Origin of the sequence: Micromonospora sp. MA102 (assembly GCF_025460765.1) — a bacterium.
Classification (GTDB): Bacteria; Actinomycetota; Actinomycetes; order Mycobacteriales; family Micromonosporaceae; genus Micromonospora; species Micromonospora halotolerans.
The window spans coordinates 1-24,066 of record NZ_JAMWEG010000017.1; the positions used below are offsets into that span (position 1 = coordinate 1).

General features: G+C 68.9%; 29 protein-coding genes. 8 read left to right on the forward strand and 21 right to left on the reverse strand.

Annotated elements, in window-relative coordinates:
• Nucleotides 1-71: 71 nt before the first annotated feature.
• Nucleotides 72-485: a hypothetical protein gene (locus tag NFX44_RS26345; protein WP_262286288.1), complete on the reverse strand. Its 414-nt coding sequence runs from the start codon at nucleotides 483-485 to the stop codon at nucleotides 72-74.
• A gap of 698 nt (nucleotides 486-1,183) precedes the next feature.
• Here NFX44_RS26345 and NFX44_RS26350 point away from each other — a divergent pair.
• Nucleotides 1,184-1,864, forward strand: coding sequence for a hypothetical protein (locus NFX44_RS26350; protein WP_262286289.1), 681 nt, complete (start codon nucleotides 1,184-1,186; stop codon nucleotides 1,862-1,864).
• 83 nt (nucleotides 1,865-1,947) lie between these two features.
• On the opposite strand, the gene NFX44_RS26355 is transcribed toward NFX44_RS26350, so the two are convergent.
• From NFX44_RS26355 to NFX44_RS26380, 7 genes are all read right to left on the reverse strand, one after another.
• The gene (locus tag NFX44_RS26355; protein ID WP_262286290.1) at nucleotides 1,948-2,319 is read right to left on the reverse strand and encodes a helix-turn-helix transcriptional regulator; all 372 of its coding nucleotides are present in this window, start codon (nucleotides 2,317-2,319) and stop codon (nucleotides 1,948-1,950) included.
• A gap of 480 nt (nucleotides 2,320-2,799) precedes the next feature.
• Complete coding sequence (locus tag NFX44_RS26360) at nucleotides 2,800-4,134, reverse strand: ABC transporter permease (RefSeq protein WP_262286291.1); 1,335 nt, start codon at nucleotides 4,132-4,134, stop codon at nucleotides 2,800-2,802.
• 70 nt (nucleotides 4,135-4,204) lie between these two features.
• Complete coding sequence (locus NFX44_RS26365; RefSeq protein ID WP_262286292.1) at nucleotides 4,205-4,909, reverse strand: ABC transporter ATP-binding protein; 705 nt, start codon at nucleotides 4,907-4,909, stop codon at nucleotides 4,205-4,207.
• Nucleotides 4,906-5,796, reverse strand: a complete 891-nt coding sequence (locus tag NFX44_RS26370) for an efflux RND transporter periplasmic adaptor subunit (protein WP_262286293.1) — start codon at nucleotides 5,794-5,796, stop codon at nucleotides 4,906-4,908. The genes NFX44_RS26365 and NFX44_RS26370 overlap by 4 nt, the downstream gene beginning before the upstream one ends.
• A gap of 684 nt (nucleotides 5,797-6,480) precedes the next feature.
• A complete protein-coding gene (locus NFX44_RS33285) occupies nucleotides 6,481-6,669 on the reverse strand; it encodes a hypothetical protein (protein WP_315974636.1) in 189 nt (62 codons plus the stop codon).
• 549 nt (nucleotides 6,670-7,218) lie between these two features.
• Nucleotides 7,219-7,368, reverse strand: coding sequence for a hypothetical protein (locus NFX44_RS26375; RefSeq protein WP_262286294.1), 150 nt, complete (start codon nucleotides 7,366-7,368; stop codon nucleotides 7,219-7,221).
• 279 nt (nucleotides 7,369-7,647) lie between these two features.
• Nucleotides 7,648-7,923 carry a hypothetical protein gene (locus tag NFX44_RS26380; protein ID WP_262286408.1) on the reverse strand — a complete coding sequence of 92 codons (276 nt, stop codon included), beginning with the start codon at nucleotides 7,921-7,923 and terminating at the stop codon, nucleotides 7,648-7,650.
• A gap of 97 nt (nucleotides 7,924-8,020) precedes the next feature.
• Between NFX44_RS26380 and NFX44_RS26385 the strand changes: the two genes are divergently transcribed.
• A protein-coding gene (locus NFX44_RS26385) for an IS5 family transposase (RefSeq protein WP_262286295.1) occupies nucleotides 8,021-8,874 on the forward strand; the annotation gives its coding sequence in 2 pieces (ribosomal slippage) (nucleotides 8,021-8,411 and nucleotides 8,411-8,874; 855 coding nt in all).
• 233 nt (nucleotides 8,875-9,107) lie between these two features.
• Here the strand turns inward: NFX44_RS26385 and NFX44_RS26390 are convergent.
• Nucleotides 9,108-10,028 (reverse strand): alpha/beta fold hydrolase, encoded by a 921-nt coding sequence (locus tag NFX44_RS26390; protein ID WP_262286296.1) that lies wholly within the window; start codon nucleotides 10,026-10,028, stop codon nucleotides 9,108-9,110.
• Nucleotides 10,029-10,215: 187 nt separating this feature from the next.
• On the opposite strand from NFX44_RS26390, the gene NFX44_RS26395 reads away from it, so the two are divergent.
• Nucleotides 10,216-10,467 (forward strand): hypothetical protein, encoded by a 252-nt coding sequence (locus NFX44_RS26395; protein WP_262286297.1) that lies wholly within the window; start codon nucleotides 10,216-10,218, stop codon nucleotides 10,465-10,467.
• Nucleotides 10,468-10,475: 8 nt separating this feature from the next.
• Here NFX44_RS26395 and NFX44_RS26400 read toward each other — a convergent pair whose 3' ends face one another.
• The 5 genes from NFX44_RS26400 to NFX44_RS26420 all read right to left on the reverse strand — a co-directional run bounded on the left by NFX44_RS26400 (nucleotide 10,476) and on the right by NFX44_RS26420 (nucleotide 12,879).
• On the reverse strand, nucleotides 10,476-10,817 hold the full coding sequence (locus tag NFX44_RS26400; protein WP_262286298.1) for a DoxX family protein: 342 nt from the start codon (nucleotides 10,815-10,817) through the stop codon (nucleotides 10,476-10,478).
• Nucleotides 10,818-10,931: 114 nt separating this feature from the next.
• Nucleotides 10,932-11,459 carry an SRPBCC domain-containing protein gene (locus NFX44_RS26405; protein ID WP_262286299.1) on the reverse strand — a complete coding sequence of 176 codons (528 nt, stop codon included), beginning with the start codon at nucleotides 11,457-11,459 and terminating at the stop codon, nucleotides 10,932-10,934.
• Nucleotides 11,456-11,773 (reverse strand): helix-turn-helix transcriptional regulator, encoded by a 318-nt coding sequence (locus NFX44_RS26410; RefSeq protein ID WP_262286300.1) that lies wholly within the window; start codon nucleotides 11,771-11,773, stop codon nucleotides 11,456-11,458. Before NFX44_RS26410 ends, NFX44_RS26405 begins: the two co-directional genes overlap by 4 nt.
• 91 nt (nucleotides 11,774-11,864) lie before the next feature.
• Complete coding sequence (locus NFX44_RS26415) at nucleotides 11,865-12,620, reverse strand: sulfite exporter TauE/SafE family protein (protein WP_262286301.1); 756 nt, start codon at nucleotides 12,618-12,620, stop codon at nucleotides 11,865-11,867.
• Complete coding sequence (locus NFX44_RS26420) at nucleotides 12,601-12,879, reverse strand: YciI family protein (RefSeq protein WP_262286302.1); 279 nt, start codon at nucleotides 12,877-12,879, stop codon at nucleotides 12,601-12,603. The genes NFX44_RS26415 and NFX44_RS26420 overlap by 20 nt, the downstream gene beginning before the upstream one ends.
• Before the next feature lie 61 nt (nucleotides 12,880-12,940).
• Between NFX44_RS26420 and NFX44_RS26425 the strand changes: the two genes are divergently transcribed.
• On the forward strand, nucleotides 12,941-13,612 hold the full coding sequence (locus NFX44_RS26425) for a Crp/Fnr family transcriptional regulator (RefSeq protein ID WP_262286303.1): 672 nt from the start codon (nucleotides 12,941-12,943) through the stop codon (nucleotides 13,610-13,612).
• Nucleotides 13,613-13,859: 247 nt separating this feature from the next.
• Nucleotides 13,860-14,153, forward strand: a complete 294-nt coding sequence (locus NFX44_RS26430; protein ID WP_262286415.1) for a hypothetical protein — start codon at nucleotides 13,860-13,862, stop codon at nucleotides 14,151-14,153.
• Between the two features lie 34 nt (nucleotides 14,154-14,187).
• Here the strand turns inward: NFX44_RS26430 and NFX44_RS26435 are convergent, their stop codons facing one another.
• Nucleotides 14,188-14,922: a TetR/AcrR family transcriptional regulator gene (locus NFX44_RS26435; protein ID WP_262286304.1), complete on the reverse strand. Its 735-nt coding sequence runs from the start codon at nucleotides 14,920-14,922 to the stop codon at nucleotides 14,188-14,190.
• An 84-nt stretch (nucleotides 14,923-15,006) separates the two neighbouring features.
• Here NFX44_RS26435 and NFX44_RS26440 point away from each other — a divergent pair, with 84 nt between their 5' ends.
• Complete coding sequence (locus NFX44_RS26440; RefSeq protein WP_262286305.1) at nucleotides 15,007-15,744, forward strand: DUF998 domain-containing protein; 738 nt, start codon at nucleotides 15,007-15,009, stop codon at nucleotides 15,742-15,744.
• Nucleotides 15,745-15,944: 200 nt separating this feature from the next.
• Entirely contained in the window at nucleotides 15,945-16,415 is a 471-nt protein-coding gene (locus NFX44_RS26445; RefSeq protein ID WP_262286306.1) for a YdeI/OmpD-associated family protein, read from the forward strand.
• Nucleotides 16,416-17,018: 603 nt separating this feature from the next.
• Here the strand turns inward: NFX44_RS26445 and NFX44_RS26450 are convergent.
• The 6 genes from NFX44_RS26450 to NFX44_RS26475 form a co-directional block, all read right to left on the reverse strand.
• On the reverse strand, nucleotides 17,019-17,648 hold the full coding sequence (locus NFX44_RS26450; RefSeq protein WP_315974645.1) for an NAD(P)H-binding protein: 630 nt from the start codon (nucleotides 17,646-17,648) through the stop codon (nucleotides 17,019-17,021).
• A 12-nt stretch (nucleotides 17,649-17,660) separates the two neighbouring features.
• On the reverse strand, nucleotides 17,661-18,341 hold the full coding sequence (locus NFX44_RS26455) for a hypothetical protein (RefSeq protein ID WP_262286307.1): 681 nt from the start codon (nucleotides 18,339-18,341) through the stop codon (nucleotides 17,661-17,663).
• Between the two features lie 450 nt (nucleotides 18,342-18,791).
• Nucleotides 18,792-19,634, reverse strand: a complete 843-nt coding sequence (locus NFX44_RS26460; protein WP_262286308.1) for a fumarylacetoacetate hydrolase family protein — start codon at nucleotides 19,632-19,634, stop codon at nucleotides 18,792-18,794.
• 20 nt (nucleotides 19,635-19,654) lie between these two features.
• Nucleotides 19,655-21,286, reverse strand: coding sequence for a bifunctional 3-(3-hydroxy-phenyl)propionate/3-hydroxycinnamic acid hydroxylase (locus NFX44_RS26465; RefSeq protein WP_262286309.1), 1,632 nt, complete (start codon nucleotides 21,284-21,286; stop codon nucleotides 19,655-19,657).
• Nucleotides 21,283-21,795 (reverse strand): VOC family protein, encoded by a 513-nt coding sequence (locus tag NFX44_RS26470; protein WP_262286310.1) that lies wholly within the window; start codon nucleotides 21,793-21,795, stop codon nucleotides 21,283-21,285. The genes NFX44_RS26465 and NFX44_RS26470 overlap by 4 nt, the downstream gene beginning before the upstream one ends.
• A gap of 90 nt (nucleotides 21,796-21,885) precedes the next feature.
• The gene (locus tag NFX44_RS26475; RefSeq protein WP_262286311.1) at nucleotides 21,886-22,578 is read right to left on the reverse strand and encodes a class II aldolase/adducin family protein; all 693 of its coding nucleotides are present in this window, start codon (nucleotides 22,576-22,578) and stop codon (nucleotides 21,886-21,888) included.
• A gap of 153 nt (nucleotides 22,579-22,731) precedes the next feature.
• On the opposite strand from NFX44_RS26475, the gene gabT reads away from it, so the two are divergent.
• Nucleotides 22,732-24,060 (forward strand): 4-aminobutyrate--2-oxoglutarate transaminase, encoded by a 1,329-nt coding sequence (gene gabT / locus NFX44_RS26480; RefSeq protein WP_262286312.1) that lies wholly within the window; start codon nucleotides 22,732-22,734, stop codon nucleotides 24,058-24,060.
• Nucleotides 24,061-24,066 lie beyond the last annotated feature (6 nt).

The window sequence follows — 24,066 nt, forward strand, 5'->3', positions numbered from 1 at the left end:
CCGCTTGCACGGCGAGCTCGGGCACATCCCGCCCGCCGAACACGAGGCGCTACACGCGATGACCCACCCGGTCACCGCACCCCTAAAAACCAGCTAACCAACTCTCCATCAAACCCGGGGCTTGACACCGCGGTCATTACCGCGACCGAGCGCAGTCCGGCCATGTTGGCCGAACTGCCATCCGCCAGGGTGGCACCGCTCCACCGGCGGCTAACCAGCAGGATGAGTACGTAGTACAACACGGTGGCCAGGAACAGCAGCCCAGTGGCGCCCGTGACTGCCCGTCGCGTGGTATCCGCGTACCGGCCGGCCAGGACGGCGGCCAGGCCCCAGGCGAATCCGCTGGAGGTCAGCGCGTCCATCACGTGGCCGGCGACACCGTGGACGAAGTCGGCGGCGAAGGCCAGCAGTCCCAGTGCGGCCGCGGCGGCGGTGACGTTCACGGCGTACGTGGGCCGGCGCTGCTTTACAGCGGTGTCGGTCATGCCGGCCTCCTCGGGTTCGGCAGCGCAGCGTAGCCGGACCTGGTGGTAGCAGGCGTGTTTAATAAGCCGGTCAGAGCCACTCGGTGATGATGGTCATGGTCAGGGCGGCTAGGAAGCGGACCTAGCCAGCAGGGCCGACCGGGTGCTGCCCTCAACATACTCTCGGCGTCCCCAGCCTGACAGCTCACCTGCAGGCACACCGCCGCGCTGCGGATCGCGCCCCGATCGAGAAACCAAGCGGATCGCTCGAGGCCAGTCCGGCCGAAGGCCCTCGCCTGCTCCGGGCAGACTCGCCCGGGGTCGTCGCGCGGGCAGTCGCGGTGTGTCGCCAATCGTGTCTAGCGGTCACGAGGAGGAGGTCCCTGGTAGTAGCTGGCGTGTTCGTGCGTTGTGGATGACACGCCGAAGGCGGCGCAGGACACGCTCGCCCATCGGTTTCGGGAGCGCCTCGCCGAGACCACGGATGTGGCATTGGCGCAGGATCTGGTTGCGGTAGGGCGGGCATGGTCAGTGGAAGATGCGCCGCGAGCGCGCGGCCGGGGGGTCGATGCGTTGGGTGGCAGCTGGCAGGGCGTGCGATAGCTTCTACCCTTTGATTCCGGAATACTGCGCGAGCGAAGGCCAAGTCCCTGGCGCGCTTTTGCCGGAATGCTTCGCGAGAGGCGACAAGGCCCTTGCCCTACACAGGAGGCAAAGTCATGAGTTCCTACACCATCACCATCGCCGCAGACGATTCCAGTCGAGCGACCACAACCCTGACGGTCGAGTTGAATGGCGCGACCGCGCGCATCACCGAGCTGGTGGTACGGGCGGGTGAGGGGGACGGGCTGACCGCGGGCCAGATTCCCGTGGTCGACCTGGATTTGCTGCTGAAGGCGGTGACGCCTGCCGTCGGCGGGCAGCAGGCGATAACCGTGTCGCCTGCTGCCCCAGCCGACGACACGCCCGCCGCAGATGGCACATCCGTTGACGGCGAGGATCGCGTCGCCGACACCGAGGCCACCCAGTCTGTTGCCGCTACCACGTCCACCGCTGGCGAGCCGGTCACGAGCAGCCCTGCGACGACTGACGTGACTGAGGTCGCGGTTCCGAAGCAGGCGTCACGGGCGAAGGCACGGCCCGGAGCGACCCGGGCGGGCGGGCGGAAGACGGCAGCGGGTGCCAACGCCACGGCGCGGAAAGCCACCAAGCAGACCGCGAAGGGGGAGGCGGCCAAGACCGAGGGTCGCGTGTATCGGCGGTCGCCGAGTGATCTCGAGTCGGTGTACCAGCAGGCTGGCAGCGTGACGGCCGTCGCCGATCACTACAACGTGCCCCGGCACACCGCCCAAGGTTGGATCCGTACCCTGCGCCGTCGGCAAGCCAACCAAGCCGAGTAGGACAACGCCGCCGGGCACCCTGGGGGTGGGTCCGGCGACCCACGGATGGGAACCCGGCCGGCGCCGGCCTTCGGGAGCGCCGCTCAGCGGACCCGCTTCGTCGTCCGCTTGCGGGGCGGAGTCAGCAGGTCGGCGATCGCCGCGATCGCGGACGGCACCAAACGGTAGTACGCCCAGACTCCCCGCTTGTCGCGTTCGAGCAGGCCGGCCTCGGTGAGGATCCGAAGGTGGTGGCTCACGGTCGGCTGGGAGAGACCAAGCGGCGCGGTGAGGTCACTCACGGACGCCTCGCCCTCCGGAGCGGACTGGATGAGACTGAGCAGTCGCAGCCGGGCCGGGTCGGCGAATGCCTTCAGCACTCCCGCGAGCCGTTCGGCGTCGGCGCGCTTGATCGGCTTGCCAGCAAGCGGCGAGATGGCAGGCGTCGCAGTTTTCGCAGTTCCCACGTCTTCCATCGTTGCACCAACACCATCGATAGGCCGGTGGAACCAGGACCAGTGCCCCGATGGCGACTGCGAGCCCGGGTACGAGAGGGATGCTGGAGGCCGGGGCGGCGAGGTTCCGAGCCGTCCCGGCCCTGCGCCCGTTTGCCGAGGGAATCAGGGGCAGCGCGACGACCCCGGCGAGTTCGTCAGGGGTGACGCGGGCGTCGAGGATGGCCGTGATGCCGCCGAGGTTCCACTCGCGGAGCTGATGGACGTCCTGACCGGCCGCCCGCATGTGCTCCTCGATGAACCAGTACCGGTCGACGCGTTCGGCCAGCGCTGCCCGCTCCGCCGCGTGGTCGACGCCGGGCGCGGTGACCCTCCCAGCGCACGCGGCCACTTGCCGGCCGGGTCGTCGCCCCACAGCTCCATCTGCCAGCCTGGCCACAGCTTCGACCACTCCTCGGCCACGTCAGCCAACGGCCGGATGCTCCACAGTCCGGCCCGTCGTCAGGCGCGCATGACGGTAGCGATCGGGATACGGGCGGCGCGGATCGCTGGGATGAGGCCGCCGAGCAGTCCGGCGATCAGGCCGGCGATGACTCCCGCGGCTCCTGCCTGCCAGGGGAACACGAGGTCGCGTAGGAGCTGCTCCCGATCGCCGAACAGCGTGCTGACTGCGGTGAGTGCGAGCGCGGACAGCCCGATGGCGGCGGCTGCGGTGAGGAGGCCGGTCAATAGTGTCTCCGCGAGGACGATGCCGGCTAGCAGTGACCGTGAGGTGCCCACGGCGCGCCGCAGCGCGAATTCCTCGACCCGCTCTCCGACGGTCGCGAGCCCGACGTTGAGGATGCCGGCGACGCCGATGAGGAGGACCAGGCCGGCCATGCCGAGGAAGATCCAGCGGAGGAGTGCCAGCTCCTTGGCGATGTCCTTCCGCGCCTGGATCGTTTCGAAGTGGATCTGCTCGGCGGGCATCCCCTTGGCCGTGAGGCGGATCCGCAGCAGCTGCTCCACGTCGCCCGCCGTAGGCGCCAGCATCACTTGCAGCCCGGGGCCGTAGTCGCCGCCGTTGCTCGCGCGCGGTACCCAGTTCAGCAGCTCATCGGCTCGGGTGTAGGCGGTGGGCTGCGGATTGCCGTCATCGATGACGCCGATGATGCGTGGCGTCGGGTTGGCGGTGGCCCCTTCAACGCGCATCTCGGCCGGCACCTGGTGGCGCGTGAACCCCTTGGCCGCCTCAAGGTTGATGACGATCCGCGGGGACAGCGACGGGTCGGAGGAGAAGTCCAGCCATTGGCCGGAGACTGGCCGGAACGGCCGGAACTGGCGGATGTCGCCGGTGAGCGCATTGAGGCTCAGCTCAATCGCTTTGCCGGGCACGGGAACAGCCGGCGCGTCGCCGGCCGCCTTCATCGGCTGGCAGTACCCGCGGGGGTCGCAGTACATGTCGCCCCCACCAGGACCGATGTACTGCCCGCCGCCCGGCTGGTCGAACGGGGCAGCACCCGGGTTGACCGGGCTGACGCCCGGCTCTCCGATGATCGCCTGGGTAGTGGAGACCGCGACCGCGTCCTTGCGCCCTTTCAGGGTGTCCTGACTGATCTGGATGGTGTCGGCGTTGCCCGGCAGGTACGTCTGTCGGGTGCCGTCCTTGCCCATGTGCAGCTCCAGATCAGCCAGCCGGGCGTTCTTGGCGGTCTCGGCGCCGACCTGGACGACCACGACGGCCATCACCCCCAGGAACAGGCTCACCATCGACAGGAGGGTGCGGGTCTTGCGGGCGCGGATGCCCTGACCACCGATGATCAGAGCCGAGCGGAACCGTCCGGAGAGCCGGATCACGCGGCCACCTCGCTGCGCGAAGCATCGACTCGCACCCTTCCGGCCTCCGCTTTGTGCCGTGCTGGCCCGCTCACTGAGGCACGCTCCTTGTGTCGGTAGCCGCGTGAAGCTTTCCATCGCTGAGGCGCAGCACGCGTTGCATCTTGTTGGCGTGGTCCCAGTCATGGGTGACCAGGATCAGGCCACAGCCCCGGTCGGTCGCGGAGCGCAGCACCTCGATCACCAGGTTGCCCGTCTCCGTGTCCAGAGCGCCGGTTGGCTCGTCGGCCAACAGCAGACGCGGCTCCCGGACAAGCGCCCGGGCGATCGCGACTCGCTGCTGCTCGCCGCCGGACAGGCGGGCCGGCCGATGCTTGGCGAGATGCGCGATGCCGACCCGGTCGAGGGCCTCCAGGGTCCGAGCCTTGCGTCTTCGGCGCGGCAGCCAGCCCTGGCCGTTGACCAGGGCCATCGCGACGTTCTGCGCCGCGGTCAGGTGTTTGAGCAGAAAGAACCGCTGGAACACGAAGCCGAACTCGGCGCTGCGCAGAGCTGCCGCCTTCCGTTCCGGCAGCCGGGTGATGTCCCGGCCATCCAGCAGATACTGTCCACCATCTGGCCGGTCGAAGAGACCGATCAGGCTGAGCAGTGTGCTTTTGCCGGATCCCGAGCGCCCGAGGATGGCCACGCTCTCGCCACTGTCGACGGTCAAGTCGGTGCCGTCGAGGATGATGCGCGGCGCCTTCTGGCCCTTCAGCGTCTTCGTGATGCCGTGCAGCTCCAGCAACGCCGTCACTTTTCACCCATCGGAGCGGACGGGTCGCCTTCCAAGCCTGGTTTGGCGGGTGGGAGGTTGGGGCCGGGGACCGCGACCGTCTCCTCGCCGGTGAGACCGGACTTGATCTGCACGACCTTGCCGTCACTGAGCCCCAGCACGACATCTCTGGTCTCCCGGCTACCGTCCGGCTTGACCACGTCCACCTTGCCGCGGCCCTGTCCGCCGGCGACCGCTTCGACCGGGAGTACCAGCGCCTTGGCGGCCCTCGCGGTCACCACCTCGAGCGTGGCGCTGGCACCGTTGATCAGCTTCACCTTGGCGGGCGCGGTGCACACCAGGCGCATCCCCGTCGGCTCCGACGGCTCGGTCCTGTCCTGCTGGCTTACGGGCGCCGGGGCGACCGGCGGGGCGGACGGCTGGCCCGACGGCGCGGCGGTGGGCTCTGCGGCCGGCGGGTCCGGGATGGTGCCGGCCGGCAGGGCCGCGATGGTGCCGAGCACCTTGCACGGGAACGGCCCCGGGCCGTTCTTGATCTGGGCCTGGACCGTCGCGAGAGAATCCGAGATCTGGTAAGCCTGGGCGCCGTCAATGTCGGCGACGAGCCCGTAGCCGACCTTCTTCGCCGAAACGATGGGCATCCCGGCGGTCACCTTCGACCCGTCGTCGACCAGGCGGCCGGCGAACACCGCACCCGCCGGGACCTCGATGCGGTGTGCCTTGCCGGACGCCCAGACGTTCGCCACCCTCGTCGGCCTGGTCGGCGTTCTCCGCGGCGTCGTGACATCGAAATACCGCACCTGCCCGGCGGCCGGGGCCACGATCCCGAACACCGGGTTGATCGTCACCTTCCCAGACAGGCTCACCTTGTTCGCGAGGTCCTGGCGGGTGGGCTGCACAGTGGTCATCGTCGTGCCTCGGGCCGCGAGACCAGGCGTCTCCGCCTGCGCGCTTGGCTCGCTGCAGCCCGCAGCGGCGGCCACAAACATCGCGAGAACGCACAGTGACAGTAGCCTTCGCACCGGCACCCCTAACTGGATCACTTCGGGCGAACATCTGACAAGTCGCCGGGTTCGGCGATCCGTTGCCCACAGAGCGGGGCGACCTCGGCGACGGTCGACCCGCCGAAGACTACCGCCGGCCTTCCTGGCCCGCTGCCCGCCGCGCCCGACTTGTCTGGGCCATCGCGGCGGCGCTCCGACGAGAACGGCACCTGGTGTCCCGCCCTGCAGGCAAGGCTGCCGCTTGGACTGGAAGAGCCAATCGGCGGAACGCGCCTGATGCCGCCGGGTCTCGGCCGATGATCAGGGCATGTGGGCGAAGGTCGACGTGCCGTGCGTCGGGGGGGCCGGTGGATGGGCGTTCCCTCTTGGTGCCGGTCGACGACGACGCTGTGCCCCCTGCAACGATCGATCAGGGCTGGTTGTGGATCGAGTACGGCGGCGAGTTGCTCGACGCGGATGTGAACGGTGTGTACGAGTTGGAGTCGATCGGCGGGGGTGGCCCGCCATGGGTTTACGTCTGGGCTGCGCGCTAGCGGGTCAGCATTCGGCGGATCAGGGGCGATAGCAGCAGGTTCGGTTGGCGCAGCGCTATCCGGGAACGACCTCGTGGCGGTACGCGCGCACGCGTGTCCCGTCAGTCAGAACCAGCTCAACCTGGCCGCTCTCGTCGGCCGTCGTGCCAGCGAAGCGAACCGGCTTGCCGGCATGCTCCCCGATGTTGTCGGCACGCTCCGGACGGAAGATCCACCCCAGGCTCACAGGCTCAACGGACCGCACAACACCCTCCCGAGTAGCACAAACGTACGATCGCTGATCGTAGTCACCGGGTAGCAGCCGCACCAGACGACACGTCGACTCCCGCAAGCGCGCGATGGGCAGACCGGGTTAACGGAGTCGCGGTACGCCGACCTCTAGTTCGATCGGGTCTGCCCCCGCCTCCAGATGGCGCTGACCTGGTCACGCCTGACATCGGGCCGCTTGCCCGCCGTGGCGTGGGCGCCCGCCTGCCCGCTCGCCGGGAACGCGCCGGGCTGTCAGGGTTGAATCGCTTGGCTGCCATGCCGCGTCGCCACGGGGATGATCATTCCGACGGTGGTCGGCGGATGTCCGCTCGTCCCGTGTACCGGTAGATCGGCGGAACGGTCTCGTCGTCGTCGCGAAGGTAGTGATGCGTGATGGCCGGGGCGGACTGTTCGCGTGGCCCCACATAGGCCCCTGTCTGTAGGAGTAGCACGGTTGGCGGCAGGGCTCCCGTCTCATCAACCTCGACAGGTGCCAGACGGCCATCGACAGGCCCTCCGAGAAACCATGCTTCTCTGGCGGGCATCAGAGCCGCCCGGTGGCGCTGATCGCGGTCAGCAGCGCCGCGGCCGCCGCGACAAGTCCCGCGAGCGCGCTGATGAGTCCGGCCATCCGGGCGACGCAGTCAGGCGCGGTCTCGTCGGTGGGTGCTGATCGCCTGCCTCGTCTCGTCATGTCTGTCTCCTCCCCGGCTTGCCGTGGGTCCCTTGCGGCGCCGCAAGAGGTACTTCACCAGCGATCGGCGGCTGCCATCCCGTCACGGCTGTCCTGTGGATAGACCTGGCCGCCTTTGGATAACGCCTTCGGCGCGCGTGTTTTGTGGTAGGGCCCGCGAACCAGTGCCGGAAACGGACCAAGGGGTTGCCGTCAGTCACGAGCCGCAGGGCGGACCGTTACGACCGCGGGTTTGCGGCGTCGGCAGGTAGACGGAGTTGGGAAGCCTTGTCTGAAGCGTCATTCCGGAGCCGCCGGGCCCGGCCGCTGGTCTCGCTGCGGCGCTGTCGGCGGCCCACTGCCATCCTGCTCCCGCCACTGCCCGGCGGCGTCGGCGCGCAGCAGGCGCTCGACCATGGCCCGGGCCTCCGGCTCCGTCTCGAACTCCCACCGCAGGACCTTGCCCGTATCGGTGTCCCCGGCGCGGGCCACCACCGTCCAGCGCGTCTGGCGCACCAGCCACACGTCCCGGCGCGCCAGGCGCCCCCACACCCCGTTCCAGTACCGCCGGACCATCTCCTGCACCCGGCGATCGTACGCATGTTCGAAAGCGGTGTGAGGCGGGGTGGGGAATAAGAACTCCTAACAGAATAATCTAGGGGTCTTGTCCTTGATGGATGATCGACTAGAGTGTTCGGCCGTGAGGAGGGGGGAGCAGCCGCCGTGGGTGGTCTCGGACGAGTTGTGGGCGGAGATCGAGCCGCTGCTGCCGCCCCGTCCACCGCGCAGGCACCGGTTCCCGGGCCGTAAGCCCCTCGATGACCGCAAGGTGTTGTGCGGGATCTTGTTCGTGCTCTACACGGCGATCCCGTGGGAGTACCTGCCCCAGGAACTCGGCTTCGGGTCGGGGATGACCTGTTGGCGTCGGTTGCGGGACTGGAACGAGGCCGGTGTGTGGCAGCGACTACACGAAGTCCTGCTCGGCAAACTACGGGCCGCGGACCAGCTGGACATGTCCCGGGCGGTGATCGACGGCTCCCACGTCCGGGCGCTCAAGGGCGGCCCAAAACCGGTCCGAGCCCGGTCGACCGCCGCCGCTCGGGCTCGAAACACCACGTCATCACCGACGCGGGCGGCATCCCCCTCGCCGTCAGCCTGACCGGCGGCAACCGCCACGACGTCACCCAACTGCTGCCCCTGGTCGACAAGATCCCACCCATCAGAGGCATCCGAGCACGACCCCGACAACGACCGAAGCAGCTCAACGCCGACCGCGGCTACGACTACGACTGCTACCGCCGGGACCTGCGAGCCAAGGGCATCACCCCGGTCATCGCCCGACGCGGCGTCGCCCACAGCTCCGGCCTCGGCACCCGACGCTGGGTCATCGAGCAGACCATCGCCCTGCTGCACTGGTTCCGTCGCCTACGCATCCGCTGGGAGGTCCGCGACGACATCCACGAAGCCTTCCTCACCCTCGCCTGCGCCATCATCTGCTGGCGACGACTCCAACGCTCAAAGAGTTAGGAGTTCTAAGCTGGGTCCCGGCGGGTCCGGGAAGTGACTTCTCCGAAGAGCTGGCTTGGGGATGCGAGTTGGTCACGCTGGAGTCAGTAGTCGTTCCCCGTTGTCCTCCCGGGCCCGCCGCCATGGCTGCCGCAGCGTCGTTGATCATTTTCCGGTAGACGATGTCGGACAGGCGTCGTTTCAGCGCGCGCATGGCTTCCATCGATGTCTTGCCGGAGGCTTTCTTCCGGGCGTCAGTTGTCGTCGTCGAGGACGTCGCGCAGCTTGCGCGCGAAGGCCTCGGGTTGGCCGGGGTATCCGAACTCGCCACCGAGGAAGCCGCCGTGGTGGCTCGGGAACACGGTCGGCTGCTGGCCGAGCAGTTCGGCGGTGGCCACCGAGGTGCGTCCGGTGAAGATGCCCGCGGACTCCTCGCCTACGGCGATCACGATGCGGGTCGGCGCCGCGGCCAGCGCCTCCAGGTCGGGGCGGTAGCTGCTGACCGCCCAGGACCGGTCCGACAGCAGCGGATCATCACGAGAGCCGTCGTCCTGGCTGGGCATGCCGAACTGGCCGGGATCCGGTGTGGGCAGGGCGAAGTAGTCGTCGGTGAACTCGCCTCGCCACGACGTCATGGCGATGAAGGCCGCCATGCCAGAATTCGACCCCTTCACCTCGTAGGCGTCCCGAACGCCGGCGCGGGCGCGCTCGGCAGCCTCGGCATCGGGCAACACCGGGATGAGTGGTGGCTCGTGGGCCACCAGGGTGCTCACGTCGTGGGGATAGGCCGCCACCAGCGCCAGCGCGGTCACCGCGCCGCCACTGCTGGCGAACATCTCGACCGGTCCAACACCCAGCGCCTCGATAACGGCGTGGACGTCGGCGGCCTGGACCGTGGGCGCATTGTCGACCCGGCCGTCCTTGCGGCTGCTGCGGCCAAGACCGCGTGGGTCATAGGTGACCACGGTGCGGTCGGGAAAGTGTGAGGCCAACGTGGTGAAGCCGCTGGCGTCGATCGGCTGGCCGATCATGAACAGCGGTGGACGTCCGTCGGCCGTCGGCAGCGGTCCGTGCACGTCGTAGACGATGTCGGCCTCGGCGGTCTCCAGTATGTGCGTGTTCGTCATGACAGTGTTGAATCCTCCCGTGGTGAACTCATCGATTCCTGCGCCCACGCGCCGGTACCGGTTCTGACAAAAAGTCGTTACGTAACCAGGCCCGGCACTTCATCCCTACCCGACTCCTGCCGAACCAGCCGTGTCACGGTCCCGGCAAGGTCGCAGTATGTCTGATTGATCCAGGGGTAGGGCGGTCGACGCTCGGCGGAAGATAAGTAGTTGCGCCTGCGTCAGGTTTGGGGTGATGCCTAAACTTCGCGTCGTGGCAATATGCCGGACCTACGCCGATGAGGGCGCCGCCAGAGCCTGGGCGCGGATCGAGGCTGCCCTGAATCGTATCCTTCCGGCTTCGCTGCGGCAGATCCCCGCGCCGGCCGAGGTTCGGGCAATCGATGCGATGGAGGCCGCTCTGGCGGTGGTGCTGCCGCCGGATTTCCGCGCCAGTCTCCGCATTCACAACGGAACGAAGTGGGTCACTCCTGCTCGGTCGGCCTGATCGAGCGTTCAGTTTCGGTGGAGAATGATCCGTGCGGCCGCCCTGGTTTGGGGCCATTGGCTGACGGCAACCGGGACGCTGATGACCAGGAATACAACGGGGGTGAGGGGGTTAGTGTGGAGAACCGTGATGTTGGTGACGGCCGCGCCGATCATGAGTGCGGTCAGGCCGAGTGCGGCGATTCCGGAAAGGACCGGGATCAGCACGCCGATCGCCGCCGCGAGTTCGAGGCTGCCGATCAAGTACCGCAATGACTGTCCGACTCCGATCTGGTCGAACATCGTCACCATGGCACTCGCGCCGCCGAATTTCATCAGTCCGGTGGCACCGAACCCGAGGGCCAGGATCACTCGCAGACTCCATATGGCCACCGTCTGCGCGCGGCTGCGGACCGCGAAACGGTGTGGGTGGCGTGCCGAGGTGGCACTTGCTGGGTCATGGCTGGTCACGGCGGACTCCCGGGGTCAGTGCGGCAGGGGGGTATCGGTTTCCAGCAGGCTCTTCAGGCCGCTGAGGACCCAGTTCCAGCCCCCGCCTGCGCCCTCGGCCTCGTGTTGTCCGGCGACAAGCTCGGCCAGTTTCGGTGCGCCCTCCAGTTCGTGGATGACCGTGAGCCGAGTGACCCCTGGGGCGGTTACCTCGATCTCGTGCGTCAGCCGAGTGAAGCCCTCCGCCGCGATCTGTGGGTCCATGAGCATCCGCCAGGTCTGTACCAATTTGTGCGGCGGGTCTGCCTCGATGACCTCGCCATCGACGCCCACATCGGGCACCTCGAATCCGCCAACGGCCCCGGCAGTGCGCATGTCCTCGCTGGTCACCGCCCGGTAGGCGCCGCCCGGGCGCAGGTCGTACTCGGCCAATACGCGGTAGCCGTACCGCTGGGTCCACTCTGGACGGGTGATCGCATCCCACACCGCTTGTTGGCTGGCTTTGATGTACACCCGATAGACCTGCGTGGTCGTCTGGGTGCTTGTCTTTCTTGTCTCGGTCATTGCTGCTCCTCAAGGTCGTGTTTGAGTTTGGTGAGTGCCGACACCTGGCGTTGGGTGTATTTGCTGACCCAGCGATCGTGAATGAGCTGGATCGGTACCGGGTTGAGGAAATGCAGCTTCTCCCTGCCCGACCGGCGGGTGATCACCAGCCCGGCCTCTTCCAGGACCTGTAGGTGCTTCATGACCCCGAACCGGGTCATCTCCAGCTCCGACTCCAGCTCGGTGAGCGTCCGGCCATCACGCTCGAAAAGCCGGTCCAGCAGGCGGCGCCGCGTGGGGGCGGCGAGCGCCTTGAACACCAGGTCGTCGGTCACCACGGCAGCCTAGGTGACCATCTGGTCACGTGTCAAACTGGTCACATGTTCACTTGGCATCGACTAGCCGAGACGAGGATGTGCGTGCCATTCAGCTCTTCGCTGCGGCGACGATCGCGGTTGTGGCACTGGCGACCAGCAGGATGGTCACGAGTCCTTGGGCGCAACGAGCAGGCAGTCGTCCGGCCGCTCGCTCGCCGAAATGACGGCCGGCTAAGGCGAGAGGCCAGCCCGCGCCAGCGGTGATCAAAGAATGCGTGGTTACGGATCCGGCGGCACCGAGCAGGACGAGGCTGACGATTCCGCTGGCGAAGAACACCCATGCGAGGGTCGCTCGCAGTCGGTACCCGGAGATGTCTTGCAGCTGCAGTGCAATCACCAGCGGAGGTCCGTTCGTCCCCGTGCTGGTCGACAGGATTCCGGCACAGGCACCTCCGATCAGGTCGAGAAGGCGCCCACGATGGCCGACGCGGATCCCCTTGATCACCGCCACCGTTAGGCTGAGGACCACGACCCCGACGAGTCCCTGTAGTACCCGGTCGCTCAGCACTGACAGCAGCCAGATGCCGGCTGGCGCGGTTGTCGAGGCAGCCACCACCATCCGGATCGCGGCCGCACGACTGGCGGCACGCCGATGACGTAGCGACGACCAGGCAGTTATCGGTAGGGCGATGAGGCAAAGAGCCACGACTGACTCCTGGGGACCCACGACCACTGCGAGCAAGGGCGCAGCGACCAGCGCGAACCCGAACCCGGTGATCCCCTGTGCGAAGGCCGCCGCCAGGGCAATTGCTGACACTTCCAGCAGATTTACCGAAATCCCCAATTCAGCGCTCGTCCGCCACACCTGGGCCCAGGATGGGACACCATTGGCGCAGGGAGACAACCGTAACGCCGGCAGTGGTGAAGTACGGGTCCTCCACCATGATCCGATCCAGCCTGGCGGGGTCGACGGTGAAGATCAGCAATGCTCCCGAATCGTCCTCCCAGGGGCCGGCCAGGAGCAGCTCGCCCTGCTCGTGCAGCGCGCGCAACCGGTCCCGGTGAGCGGGCCGCGCCGCCAGGCGAGCGGGGGCGTCGGTGAAAGACAGTTCAACGCAGATCATGGGATCGGACGGTATCGACTGCCCGGCCGCCCTGCTGTATCGCGAGATACACTCACGCGACATGGGCAGCAAACAACTGGCAGCGGTGCCGCTGTTCTCAATGCTGGACAAAGCCCGCCTCGGGTGGCTCGCCGATCAGTGCCCGCCGCAGGAACTACCCGCAGGCGCCGTCGTTGCCCACTTCGGCGACCCGGCCCAACACCTCGTCGTCCTCGAACACGGAACCCTGTCCGCCGTCTACGACACCAGGGACGGCTCAAGGGTCCGCTTCGCGACAGTGACCAGGCCCTGCGTGATCGACAAAGCCGCAGTGCTCGACAGCGGGGCGCACACCGCCACTTGGACCGCGTTGACCCCCTGCCGGATCCGGTTCCTGCCCGCGAACCTCCTGCGCGGACTCATCGACGAGGTGCCGACGCTACGCGACCACGTACTGCGCCACCTATCAGCGCAGGTAAACCATGACCGGCGGGCCCGGGTCCGCACCGCCACGCCGCAGCCCGTCGTTCAGATCGCAGACTGGATCCTCGAGGCCGGGCGGCAACACGGTAGCCGGATCAGACTCCCCGCAGCCCAGCAAGGACTCGGCGAGGAGATCGGACTCTCGCGGGTCACCGTCAACCGCGCCCTGCGCGTCCTCGCCGAAACAGGCGCCATCCGCGTCGAACCCGGGGCCATCGTGGTGCTAGATCCCAGGCGACTCAGCGCCGCAACCGACCGCACCAGCCGGTAGCCCCGGGGTGTTGCTGCAGCCGCGGCTGCCCCGGTGTCGGCATCTGAAAGGCGATCCACTGAGCCAGCGCCAGGTCATTCGGACCAGACACCCGGTCCGAATGACCTGGCGACGAGGCAGCGTGGCCATCTTTAGGGTCCTACTCGGAATTTGGCAAGAGCTGATTCGATGTCGAGACCCAGAGGGCCCTCACCGCCGTGGCGGGCGTACTGACGCTGGCCACGGCTTCGTTGCGTTGAGCGTTAGCGTGATCGAGGCAGACTTGAGCGGTGAAGTCCTTGACCCGCTCTCGGCCGTGGCTGCCGCCAGGTCCGCGTTCGCCGGGTTCCGGTTCCCGCCGGAGGTGATCGTGGCCGCGGTCCGTTGCTATCTGCGGTTCAACCTCGGCGGCGACGGAGAGCAGGAGGTCGCGCACGACTTCCTAGATGAAGCATCTGTGCGGGCGATGGTTGACCGGATGATGAGGACCGCGGCCGGCACCACCTGCCGGGATCTCACGGAGGCCGTCCGGCAGGAGTCCAACCGCCGGAAGGCCCACTAGGTCGGGGCATCATGTCGTCAGGGAGTCGGCACGGCTATGGATGCTCGTCGGGTCGGTACGCTGCGAGGAACGCCTCGACGCCGCTGTCTGCGAGCCGGTCCAGTTCGGGGCCGGAGGGAATGGCTCCTTCGCCTTCGAACATGACCCGGTCCAGCGTCGCGCCGACGATGAGGAAGGCGAAGTGCTGGGCTGCCCTTTCGGCATCGCCGATGCGCAGCCGCCCCTGGCCGGCAAGGTCGGCGAATGCTGCCGCGATGGCCGTGAGCACGTGGCCCGGGGCTCGCCGGTGGTACTCGCGGGCCAGGTCGGGAAACCGTGCCGACTCCGCGCTGATCAGGCGGCGCAGGCGCACCACTGGGAGCCGGGTCACCGCCGCCATATGCTGGCGAGCCAGCTCGCGTAGCGCCGTGGAAAGGTCGTCGGCGTGGCGGAGTGGCGCGATGATCTCGTTGGCGAACTGCTCCGCGGTGGCGGTGACCCCGAGCACGATCTCGGTGAACAGCCGCTCCTTGTCGGCGAAGTTGTTGTAGACGGTCCTCTTCGACACCGCGGCCCGGGCGGCGATGTCGTCGACGCTGGTGTCTACGTAGCCGCGTTCCAGGAACAGGGCCGTCGCGGCCTGCACGATCGCGGCCCGACTGCGTAGCGCTCGGGGGTCCTGCGAGCGGTCATCCCGCGCTGACCCGTCCGGCGTGGGCGCGCGGTCCGGCCGCCGCAACGACACCCGTACCAGCAGGTCGGCATCACTGTTCGCCTCGGATCCAGTCATGTCCTCGCCGCCCCTTCGACTCTGTTGCACTGATCAGTACCGCCCGGGTACTGTTCAGTGTAGTACCCGAGAGAGGAATGCACCATGACCGTCGAGACCGCGATCGACCCCGGGTCCGCCGCCCCCGGCGCCCGCGCCGGCCGGGTGTGCAACCGCCCAGCCGCCGTGACCCGCTCCCTGCTCGGCTACGGCCCGCTCGCCGGCGCCTGCTACCTGGCATCGGGCCTGGCCCAGGCGCTGACCCGCGACGGCTTCGACCTGCGTCGGCACGACCTGAGCCTGCTCGCCAACGGGCCGCTCGGCTGGATCCAGATCCTCACCCTGGTACTCACCGGCCTGATGACGATCACCTCCGCCGTCGGGCTGTTCCGCGCGCTGCCGCGGGGCCGCGCCGCCGCGTGGGCGGCGAGCCTGCTGTCGGCCTACGGCCTGGCGCTCGTGGCCGCCGGCATGTTCGTCGCCGACCCCATGAACGGCTTCCCGGTGGGCACGCCGGACGGCCCGCCCAGGCAGGTGACGCTTCACGGCCTCCTGCACATCGCTGCCGGCGGGATCGGGTTCGTGTGCCTGGTCGCGGCCGCGTTCGTCCTGGCCCGCCTCTTCAGCCGGAACAGTCGGCGCGGCTGGGCGTGGGCCTCACTCGGGGCCGGCCTGGTAGTGCTGGCCGGCTTCCTCGGCGTGGCCACCGGATCGGCGTCCTCCCTCGCCGTCCTGGGGCTGTGGATCGGCGTGGTCACCGGCTGGGGGTGGATCGCTGCGGTCTGTGTCCACCTCTACCGGCGCACGCCCGACCCGAGGCAGCCGCGCGACCGAGCCGCATAAGGGAACGGAAACCAGCCTCGGACGCCGATCCGAGTACTGCAGATCCATCCGGGGCCGGGCAAGCCTCAGCGTGCGCATCAGGACCAGACCGCAGTGATTCCGGTGGCAACCCGTGCCGAGTCCCCGTTCACCGCTCGGCACGCGCCGCTACCACCCGCTTCCCTACCGGACCACGGTTCAACAACGAGGAGAGAAAACGCATGGCGACGACCAAACCGAAGAGCGTCACGTTCGACACCACCGTGGCCGTCGCCGGCAACAACACCGGCATCGTCGTGCCGGTCGAGGCCATCGAGCAGCTCGCGGCCGGCAAGCGGCCACCGGTGCTCGTCAACGTCAACGGCTACGAATACCGCAACACCGTGGGCGTGATGGGAGGCAAGCCCATGATCAGCATCAGCGCCGCCGTCCGCAACGCCACCGGCCTGAAGGGCGGGGACCCGATCCGCGTGACGCTCACCGTCGCGGACACCCCGCGCGAGGTCGAATTCCCTCCCGACTTCGCCGCCGCTCTCGCCGCGCACAAACAGGCCGCGGCATTCTTCGCGACCCTCTCCAACAGCCTGCAGCGCTACCACATCGACAACATCAACGCCGCCAAGACAGACCAGACGCGCCAACGGCGCATTGAGAAGGCCATCACCCTGTTCCGCAGCGGCAAGCAGCGATAAACGGTCACCGAAGGCTCTCCTGACACCCGCTGGACGGGCCCAATGGTCGGTCATTCCGGGGCCGACGTCGACCGGGCGATCGAGTTCAACACCGGTCCGCCCGGGCTGCTGAAGCGCACCGACCAGCACGGTTGCATCCCGCAGGGTCATGTAGTACCGCTCACTCGTCGCGTTGGCTGCCGGCACTGGCCTCAGGTGGGGCGAGTGCGCGGCTTGCAGTGGGACGCCCTCGACCTCGCCTTGGGCGCGGTCCGGGTCATCCGAGTGGCCGACGAGGTCTCAGGTCACGTCACCATCAAGCCCTATCCCAAAAGTCCAAGGCGGCCGGGTGTGATGCCCGTAGGACGAATTGACCCTGTGGAGGCCGCGCCGTACGGCGACGGGTTCGTGGTGCTCGAAGCCGTCTTCACCGCCGGAGTCGGTAACACCGTCCGGCTGCACGCCCCCCATGATCAAAACGGGACAATCACGGAACACTCCGGGGCCCTGCGGGGGAACTTGTTGTGGGAAGTGGCTGTTGCCCCGCGGGCGGCCGGGTGCGTGCCGCCGACGCCAGCCTTGTCCTCGCCCACCGGGGCGGTCGGCCGGCGTCGCTGGTCCGGGTCATCGGCGGGTGGGGCCTGCGGCGTTGATGGCGTGGCGGGCGGTCGTCGGGTCGGCGGCGATGTCGAGCAGGAGCGCTGCCGCGTCGGCGCGGGTGAGTGCGGTGGGACGTTCGAGCTGGCCGGTGCTGTACTGGGTCCCGCCGCGGGCCGGTGCGTCCAGCAGCCGGTTGAGTCGCACGATGGTCCAGTCCAGGCCGCTGCCGGCGACGGTGCGCTCCATCCGGGTGGCGTCGGCGTACGCGTCGGCGAGGACGCGACGCAGCAACGCCATCGGCAGCCGGGGTTGGCGGGCCACGATGGGGTAGGCGCTGGTAACGACCAGCCGAGCGACCCCGAGGTCGGCCATCGCGTCGACGAGCACGGCGGCAACCTCGGCCGCCTGGTGCGGGCCGCCGCGCCCGGCAGCGGCAATGATGGCGATGACGGCATCCGCGCCGTCAATGGCCGTGCGGACCGCTGCCGGGTCGCGCCCGTCGCCGGTCACGACGGCGGCCGGGCGGGTCTGTTCGGGAAGCCGGCGGGGGCGGCGGGTGAACGCGGTCACGTGGTGATCCCGTCCTATCCCTTCGGCCACGACGAGGCTGCCGGTACGGCCGGTGGCGCCGATGACGGTGATGCTTATGTGAATGTCCCTTGCGGATTACTGATGGACGGTGGCGGTGGTGGCCGCAGTGCGCTGCGCCAGGGCGCCCATGGCGACGAAGCTGGCCAGCACCTCGGTGACCGCGATGCGCTGGACCAGGCCGGCGATGCCGTGTTGCGCGCCGTCGGCGGTCGGGGTGAACGTGGCGAAGAACAACACCACCAGCACGACCGTGACTGGGGCCGCGACCATCAGCCAGGTACCGAACCCGCGCCAGCCTGGCAACCGGCGGAAGTACCGGCCGGCGACGGGAAAGCTGACGGCCGGGGCCGCCACGGCGATCAGGAAACCGATCGAGTGCGGCAGCATGGCCTCCAGCGTGAACACGCCGTCGGTGGCGACTCCAACGCCGGTCAGGGACAGCAACGCGGTACAGGTGCGCCGCGCTCCCGCCGGGCCGCTCGTCGTGCCCAGTGCTCCGATCACGCCGATCACCAGCAGGACACCGGTCAGGACGAACGCGGTGTTCATGAATACGGCGGTGCCGCCTTCTGCACGATCTTCTCCTGGAATGAGTTCTTCTTCTCGCTGATCCTGACCACCAACAAGGCCAAGACGTTCCCCGTGCTGGTCAGCTCCTTCGTCACAGACAGCGGCCCGGAGTGGGGCACGATCGCGGCGACCTCGCTCGTCGCCATCGCGCCGATCGTCGTGCTCTGCGTTCTTCTCCAGCGCCACCTGGTCGGCGGACTCACCTCGGGGTCGGTGCGCTGAATCTGTCGGTCACGTTGGCGCTGGCAGATGTGCCTGGACGACCCCTGCAGCCCGGGTTGGGCCATCCAGAGGGTGGGGCCTCACCCGGTGCCGCGGGCCCGATCGACGATGTGGAGCAGGTCGGCGGGGAGTCCACGACACTAGACGACCACCGCGCCGACGGCCGAATTCTCGGCCCGATACCAGCGGATCGTGATGTAGCGGCAGCGGGCTGAGCTGTATGAGGGCATCCAGGTGGCAGGGTCCTGGTCGCTTTGTCCGGACAGTGATCGCTGACGGGACCGTCGGCCATGGGCTAGAAGGGTCGCAGGGATGAACACGGCACCTACCGGCGCGAGCGTGCCGGATCTTCAACTGTCCACGACGCAGGCCGCGCCCCCGTCGGGCGCGGCCATCGTCGTAAGGGGGAGGAGCTCAGGCCGATTCGGCCACGCAGACGTTCTCCAGCGTGCCGATGCCCTCGATGGTGGTGCGCAGGACCTGGCCCGGTCGCAGGTAGACCTTCGGGTCGCGCCCGTCGCCCACGCCGCCCGGCGTGCCGGTGGCGATGACGTCGCCCGGCACCAGCGTTATGATGGTGCTGATGTAGCTCACGATGGCGGCCACGTCGAACAGCAGGTCCGAGGTCCGGGCCGACTGCATGACCTCGCCATCCACGCTGCACTCGATCCCCAGGTCGAGGTCGGTCGGCAACTCGTCCGGGGTCACCAGGTAGGGCCCGACCGGCGTGGTCGCCTCGAACGTCTTGCCGGACAGGAACTCCCGGGTCCGCCGCTGCCAGTCGCGCGCGGTGACATCGTTGATGACGGTGTAGCCGGCGATGTGCTCCTTGGCCCGCTCGGGGCTCACGTGTCGGCACGGCGTGCCGATGACGACGCCGAGTTCGGCCTCCCAGTCCACCTTCTGTGACGCGGTGGGCAGCACCACCGGGTCGTACGGGCCGATCAGCGACCGCGCGTACTTGGCGAACAGGGTCGGGTATTGCGGCACGTCGCGGCCCATCTCCCGGATGTGGGTCTCGTAGTTGAGGCCCAAGCAGATGATTTTTTCCGGGTTCGGGATCAGCAGCCCGATCTGCTCGCGGGTGACGCTGATCTTCTCGGTCGTGGCCGCGGCGGTGGCGGCCCAGCCCGGGCCGGACTCTAGGAGGTGACGGACGCTCGGGAAGGGCAGGGTGAACGCGGTGCCCTCGTCGTCGCCGTCCAGCCGGGCGGCCTGGGTCCGGCCGTCCGCCTGACGCAGGGTTAACAGTCGCATGTGTTTCCTCAGCTCGTACCTTATGTGGGCAGTGGAGAGTCGCCTACGCCGGACGGGTCCAGGCCGGCGGCGGCCAGGTTCCGGGCGACCCCGGCGGCGTCCGTGGGGCGGAACACCGCGGCCACGTAGCGGTCGGGGCGCACCAGCACCAGCCGACCCCGGGCCGCGGCCAGGTCGCTCTGCAGCAGGCCGTCGATATCGGCGACCCCTGCGTCGCCGGTGAAGCGGTCGGGGTTGCGGTCGTCGAGGATCACGTCGACCCGCCGGGCGGCGGCGAGGACACCGAGCCCGGCGACAGCGTCCCACACCCCGGGACCCGTCGCCACGGCCAGCAGCGCGAAGCCGTCGCCGAGCGCCTCGTCCAGCAGGCCGATGCGCCCGTCGGCCATCAGGACCCGCGGTTGCGGCAGGATCCGGCCGAGCAGCTCGTCCGTCGGGCCGCCCGCCGTACCCGCCGCGGCGCCGGTCGTGGCGGCCGTGAGGTAGCGGGCCTTGGGTCGGAAGCGCATCTCGGACAGGTACCGCCGGCCCGCCGGCAGCAGGCTCATCGCGCGCACCACGACGTCGCGGGCGAGCGCGACCAGCGGCTTGGTCGTCATGACGATCCGGCCCAGATCGACCGAGTGCTTGACCATCGCCTCGGCGTGTGGGCGCCGTTCCGGCTCATACGTGTCCAACAGCCGGTCGGGGTAGCCACGCAGGACGAGGGCCAGCTTCCACGACAGGTTGTCCGCGTCGCGGATGCCGGAGTTGAGGCCCTGGCCGGCGAACGGCGGCATCATGTGGGCGGCGTCGCCCAGCAGGAAGACGCGCCCCAGCCGCCAGCGATCGGCCACCACGGCGTTGAAAGTGTACGTGGTGGCCCGCTCGACCTGGTCCGGTGTGAGCCTCCGATAAGGCCCGACGAGCTGTTGGATGAGTTCGAACGACGGGTTCCGGTCGGCCGGTACCTCGTCGGGGCGCAGCAGGAACTCGTACCGGCAGCGCCCGCCCTGGCCCGGGACGATCACGTGCGGGCGATCGGGCTGGCCGTAGTGCAAGCCGTACCGCTCATCGTGCGGATCGCCGAGGGTGTCGGCCACCAGCCAGTGATCGGTGTACGACTCGCCCGTCATGTCGATGCCGGTCAGCAGCCGGACCGTGCTGCGGCCACCGTCGCAGCCGAGCAGGAACGTCGAGCGGACGCTCTGCTGGTCCCCGTCGTAGCCGACCGTGGCGACCACCCCGGTGCCGTCCTGCCGCAGGGCCCGCAGTTCGTGTGCGAACCGAACCGTCGCCCGTGGACGCTGCGACAGCGCTTTCAGCAGAGCGGTTTCCAGCAGCGGCTGCGCGAATGGGCTCTTCGACGGGTGGCCCAGGCGCAACGGGCGGGCCCCCCGGGCGTGGGTCAGCCGGCGCCCGGCCCGGTCGAAGTAGCGGGTGCCGGTCCCCGGCAGGACCACCGGTCGGACGACGTCGAGCACGCCGGCCCGCTGGAACACCCGCAACGACTCGTCGTCGACGCTGATCGCCTTCGCCTCGTCACTGGTGGTGCTGTTCTTCTCGACCACCACGACCGTGACGCCGGCCGCGGCGAGCAGGTTGGCCACGACCAGCCCGGTGGGGCCGGCGCCGACGACGAGCACGTCGACGTCGGCGCTGTCCCCGGTCACGGCTGCGGCGGACCGGCCGTCGCCGGCTGGTAGGCGGGTCCGTTTTCCTCGAGCAGACGCTGCGCCTCGGCGAGGATGGCCTGGGGGTCCTGGTCCAGGTTGAGGGTCTTGCGGAACGGCTGCGAGACCTCGATGCCGGTCGGCCAGTACACCTCACCCCGATTGCCCTCGGGGTCGAAGAAGTAGATGCCGAAGGCGTTGCCGTGGGTGACGATCTGCTGCAGCGGCGTACCCTCGGCCACGAACCGCTGGTAGTACTCCAGCAGGGCGTCGAAGCCGTCCAAACGCCAGGAGATCTGGTGGGCCAGCAGGCTCCCGGGCGGTGCCGTCCGGCCGGTCATGATGACGAACTCGTGGTGTTCGTAGTCCGGGCGGCTGGAGAAGAAGACAACCCCGTGCTCGGGGTCCTCGTCGGTCACCGTCAGGCCAAGCACTCGGCCGTAGAAATCGCGCATCGTGTCGAGGTCGTTCACCCACAATCCGGTGTGACCCAGCTCGACTATGCCCATTATCCCTCCTCATGACGCCCCGAATGTCGGGGTGTGTCGGACAGCATGAACAACAGTCCATTAAGGACCGTGAAGCGGAATACGACGAATCTACAGTGGACGCCGTTCCAAATAACGCCAGCCGGCCTCGATCTGGCTCGGCGGCCACACTTCGGTACGCTTGGCCTCGGCCTCGTCCGGGTCCGACCAGACGCGCAGGTCACCGGCGGCCATCGCCTGCAACTGGGTCCGACAGGCCTGGTCGAGCAGGACCGCGTACATGACCGCGTGGGCGGCGTCGACCCCGGCCGTGGCCAGGCCGTGCTTGGGCAGCAGGCAGGCCGGGGCCGGGCCCATGCTGGCGGCCAGCGCCGCGCCGAGTTCGGCGGTCCGGATCAACCCGCCGGTGCGGGTGAACCGGGGAACGTCCGGCTCGGAGAACAGGACACCCGCGTGGGAGATCGGGCGCACCGGCACGTCCAGGGCGGAGAACGCGTTCACCGCTTCGGCGTGCGTGTGCACGACGCAGGTGACCTCCGGCCGGGCCCGCATCACCTCGGTGTGGATCGGGTATTCCAGGTGGCGCGGTCCGGAACCGGCGAGAACTTCGCCGTCCCAGGCGACGAGGACGACCTGGTCGTGGCTGATCTCCTCCAGCCCCCAACCGGCGCTCTTCATCCACACGCCGCGCCCCTCGGGGTCACGGACCGACACGTGACCCCAGACCATGTCGGCCTGCCCGGCGACGGCGAGGGCCCGGTGCGCCCGAACCACGAGATCGACGGGATCTGCCACGTGAACCATGGCGTGACTGTCGCTCACCGGCCCGCGGTTAGGCAACACAGCGGCCGCCACTTCCACTAGGCAGAATTTCCGGGCCAACGTTGAAAGCCGTGCCTAAGGTCGGGCGCGGGCGCTCGGCCGGCCCGACACACGATAGCGACGTAGGAGGCGGCCATGGTCCAGCTCAGCGACACCCGTCCGAGCGGCACGACGATTCCGGGGCAGGCGTCCACCGACCTGCAGGCCCGGCGATCCCAGCACGTGGCCCGCGGGCTCGGCATCACGTTGCCGGTGTTCATCGACCACGCCGAGGGTGCGCTGCTGTTCGACGTCGACGGAAACCGGTTCATCGACCTGGCCTCCGGCATCGCGGTGACCAGCGTCGGCGCGGCCGCGCCCGAGGTGGCCCGCCGGGTGGCCGAGCAGGCAGCCCGGTTCACCCACACCTGCTTCATGGTGACCGAGTACGCCGGCTACGTCGACGTCGCGGAAGCCCTCAACCGGCTCACCCCGGGCAACCACGAGAAGCGGACCGCCCTGTTCACCACCGGCGCCGAGGCCGTCGAGAACGCGGTCAAGATCGCCCGCACGGCCACCGGCCGGTCCGCCGTCGTGGTGCTCGACCACGCCTACCACGGCCGCACGTTGATGACGATGACGATGACCGCGAAGCACACCCCATACAAGCGGGGCTTCGGGCCGTACGCGCCCGAGATCTACCGGGTGCCGGTCGCCTACCCGTTCCGATACGTGGGCGACGAGAAGCAGTGCGCCGCCGACGCCCTGGCCCGGGTCGAGGAGATCGTCCGGATCCAGATCGGGGAGCGCGAGGTGGCCGCGATCGTGGCCGAACCGATCCTCGGCGAGGGTGGCTTCATCGTTCCGGCGCACGGGTTCTACGCCGGTCTGGCCGCCTTCGCGCGGGAGCACGGCATCGTGTTCGTGGCCGACGAGATCCAGACCGGCTTCGCCCGCACGGGCCGGATGTTCGCCTGTGAGCACGAGGGCGTCGTGCCGGACCTCATCACCACGGCCAAGGCGCTTGGCGGCGGCCTGCCGCTGTCCGCGGTCACCGGCCGGGCCGAGATCATGGACGCGGTCGAGCCGGGCGGTCTCGGCGGCACCTATGCCGGCAACCCGGTGTCCTGCGCGGCCGCGCTGGCCGCCATCGACATCATCGAGAGCCAGGATCTGGTCGGTAAGGCGGCCGCCATCGGGGAGCACGTCCTGCCCCGCCTGCGCGCCCTGGCCGACCGTCACCCGGTCATCGGCGACGTCCGGGGCCGGGGAGCCATGCTGGCCATGGAGTTCGTCGAGCCCGGCACGACGGTCCCGAACCCGGACGCCGCCCGCGCCGTGGCCGCCGCCTGCCATGCGGACGGTGTGCTGGTTCTGGTCTGCGGAACTTTCAACAATGTCATCCGCCTGCTGCCGCCGCTGGTCATCGGAACTGACCTCCTCGACGAGGCACTGGCCGTTCTCGAACAGGCCCTGGCCGCATGACCGACG

Coding starts and splice junctions, on each gene's coding strand:
- NFX44_RS26345 (WP_262286288.1), bottom strand. CDS start 485: ATGACCGACACCGCTGTAAAGCAGCGCCGGCCCACGTACGCCGTGAAC.
- NFX44_RS26350 (WP_262286289.1), top strand. CDS start 1,184: ATGAGTTCCTACACCATCACCATCGCCGCAGACGATTCCAGTCGAGCG.
- NFX44_RS26355 (WP_262286290.1), bottom strand. CDS start 2,319: ATGGAAGACGTGGGAACTGCGAAAACTGCGACGCCTGCCATCTCGCCG.
- NFX44_RS26370 (WP_262286293.1), bottom strand. CDS start 5,796: ATGACCACTGTGCAGCCCACCCGCCAGGACCTCGCGAACAAGGTGAGC.
- NFX44_RS26375 (WP_262286294.1), bottom strand. CDS start 7,368: ATGACGAGACGAGGCAGGCGATCAGCACCCACCGACGAGACCGCGCCT.
- NFX44_RS26380 (WP_262286408.1), bottom strand. CDS start 7,923: ATGGTCCGGCGGTACTGGAACGGGGTGTGGGGGCGCCTGGCGCGCCGG.
- NFX44_RS26395 (WP_262286297.1), top strand. CDS start 10,216: ATGCCTAAACTTCGCGTCGTGGCAATATGCCGGACCTACGCCGATGAG.
- NFX44_RS26405 (WP_262286299.1), bottom strand. CDS start 11,459: ATGACCGAGACAAGAAAGACAAGCACCCAGACGACCACGCAGGTCTAT.
- NFX44_RS26420 (WP_262286302.1), bottom strand. CDS start 12,879: ATGATCTGCGTTGAACTGTCTTTCACCGACGCCCCCGCTCGCCTGGCG.
- NFX44_RS26425 (WP_262286303.1), top strand. CDS start 12,941: ATGGGCAGCAAACAACTGGCAGCGGTGCCGCTGTTCTCAATGCTGGAC.
- NFX44_RS26435 (WP_262286304.1), bottom strand. CDS start 14,922: ATGACTGGATCCGAGGCGAACAGTGATGCCGACCTGCTGGTACGGGTG.
- NFX44_RS26440 (WP_262286305.1), top strand. CDS start 15,007: ATGACCGTCGAGACCGCGATCGACCCCGGGTCCGCCGCCCCCGGCGCC.
- NFX44_RS26445 (WP_262286306.1), top strand. CDS start 15,945: ATGGCGACGACCAAACCGAAGAGCGTCACGTTCGACACCACCGTGGCC.
- NFX44_RS26460 (WP_262286308.1), bottom strand. CDS start 19,634: ATGCGACTGTTAACCCTGCGTCAGGCGGACGGCCGGACCCAGGCCGCC.
- NFX44_RS26470 (WP_262286310.1), bottom strand. CDS start 21,795: ATGGGCATAGTCGAGCTGGGTCACACCGGATTGTGGGTGAACGACCTC.
- NFX44_RS26475 (WP_262286311.1), bottom strand. CDS start 22,578: ATGGTTCACGTGGCAGATCCCGTCGATCTCGTGGTTCGGGCGCACCGG.
- gabT (WP_262286312.1), top strand. CDS start 22,732: ATGGTCCAGCTCAGCGACACCCGTCCGAGCGGCACGACGATTCCGGGG.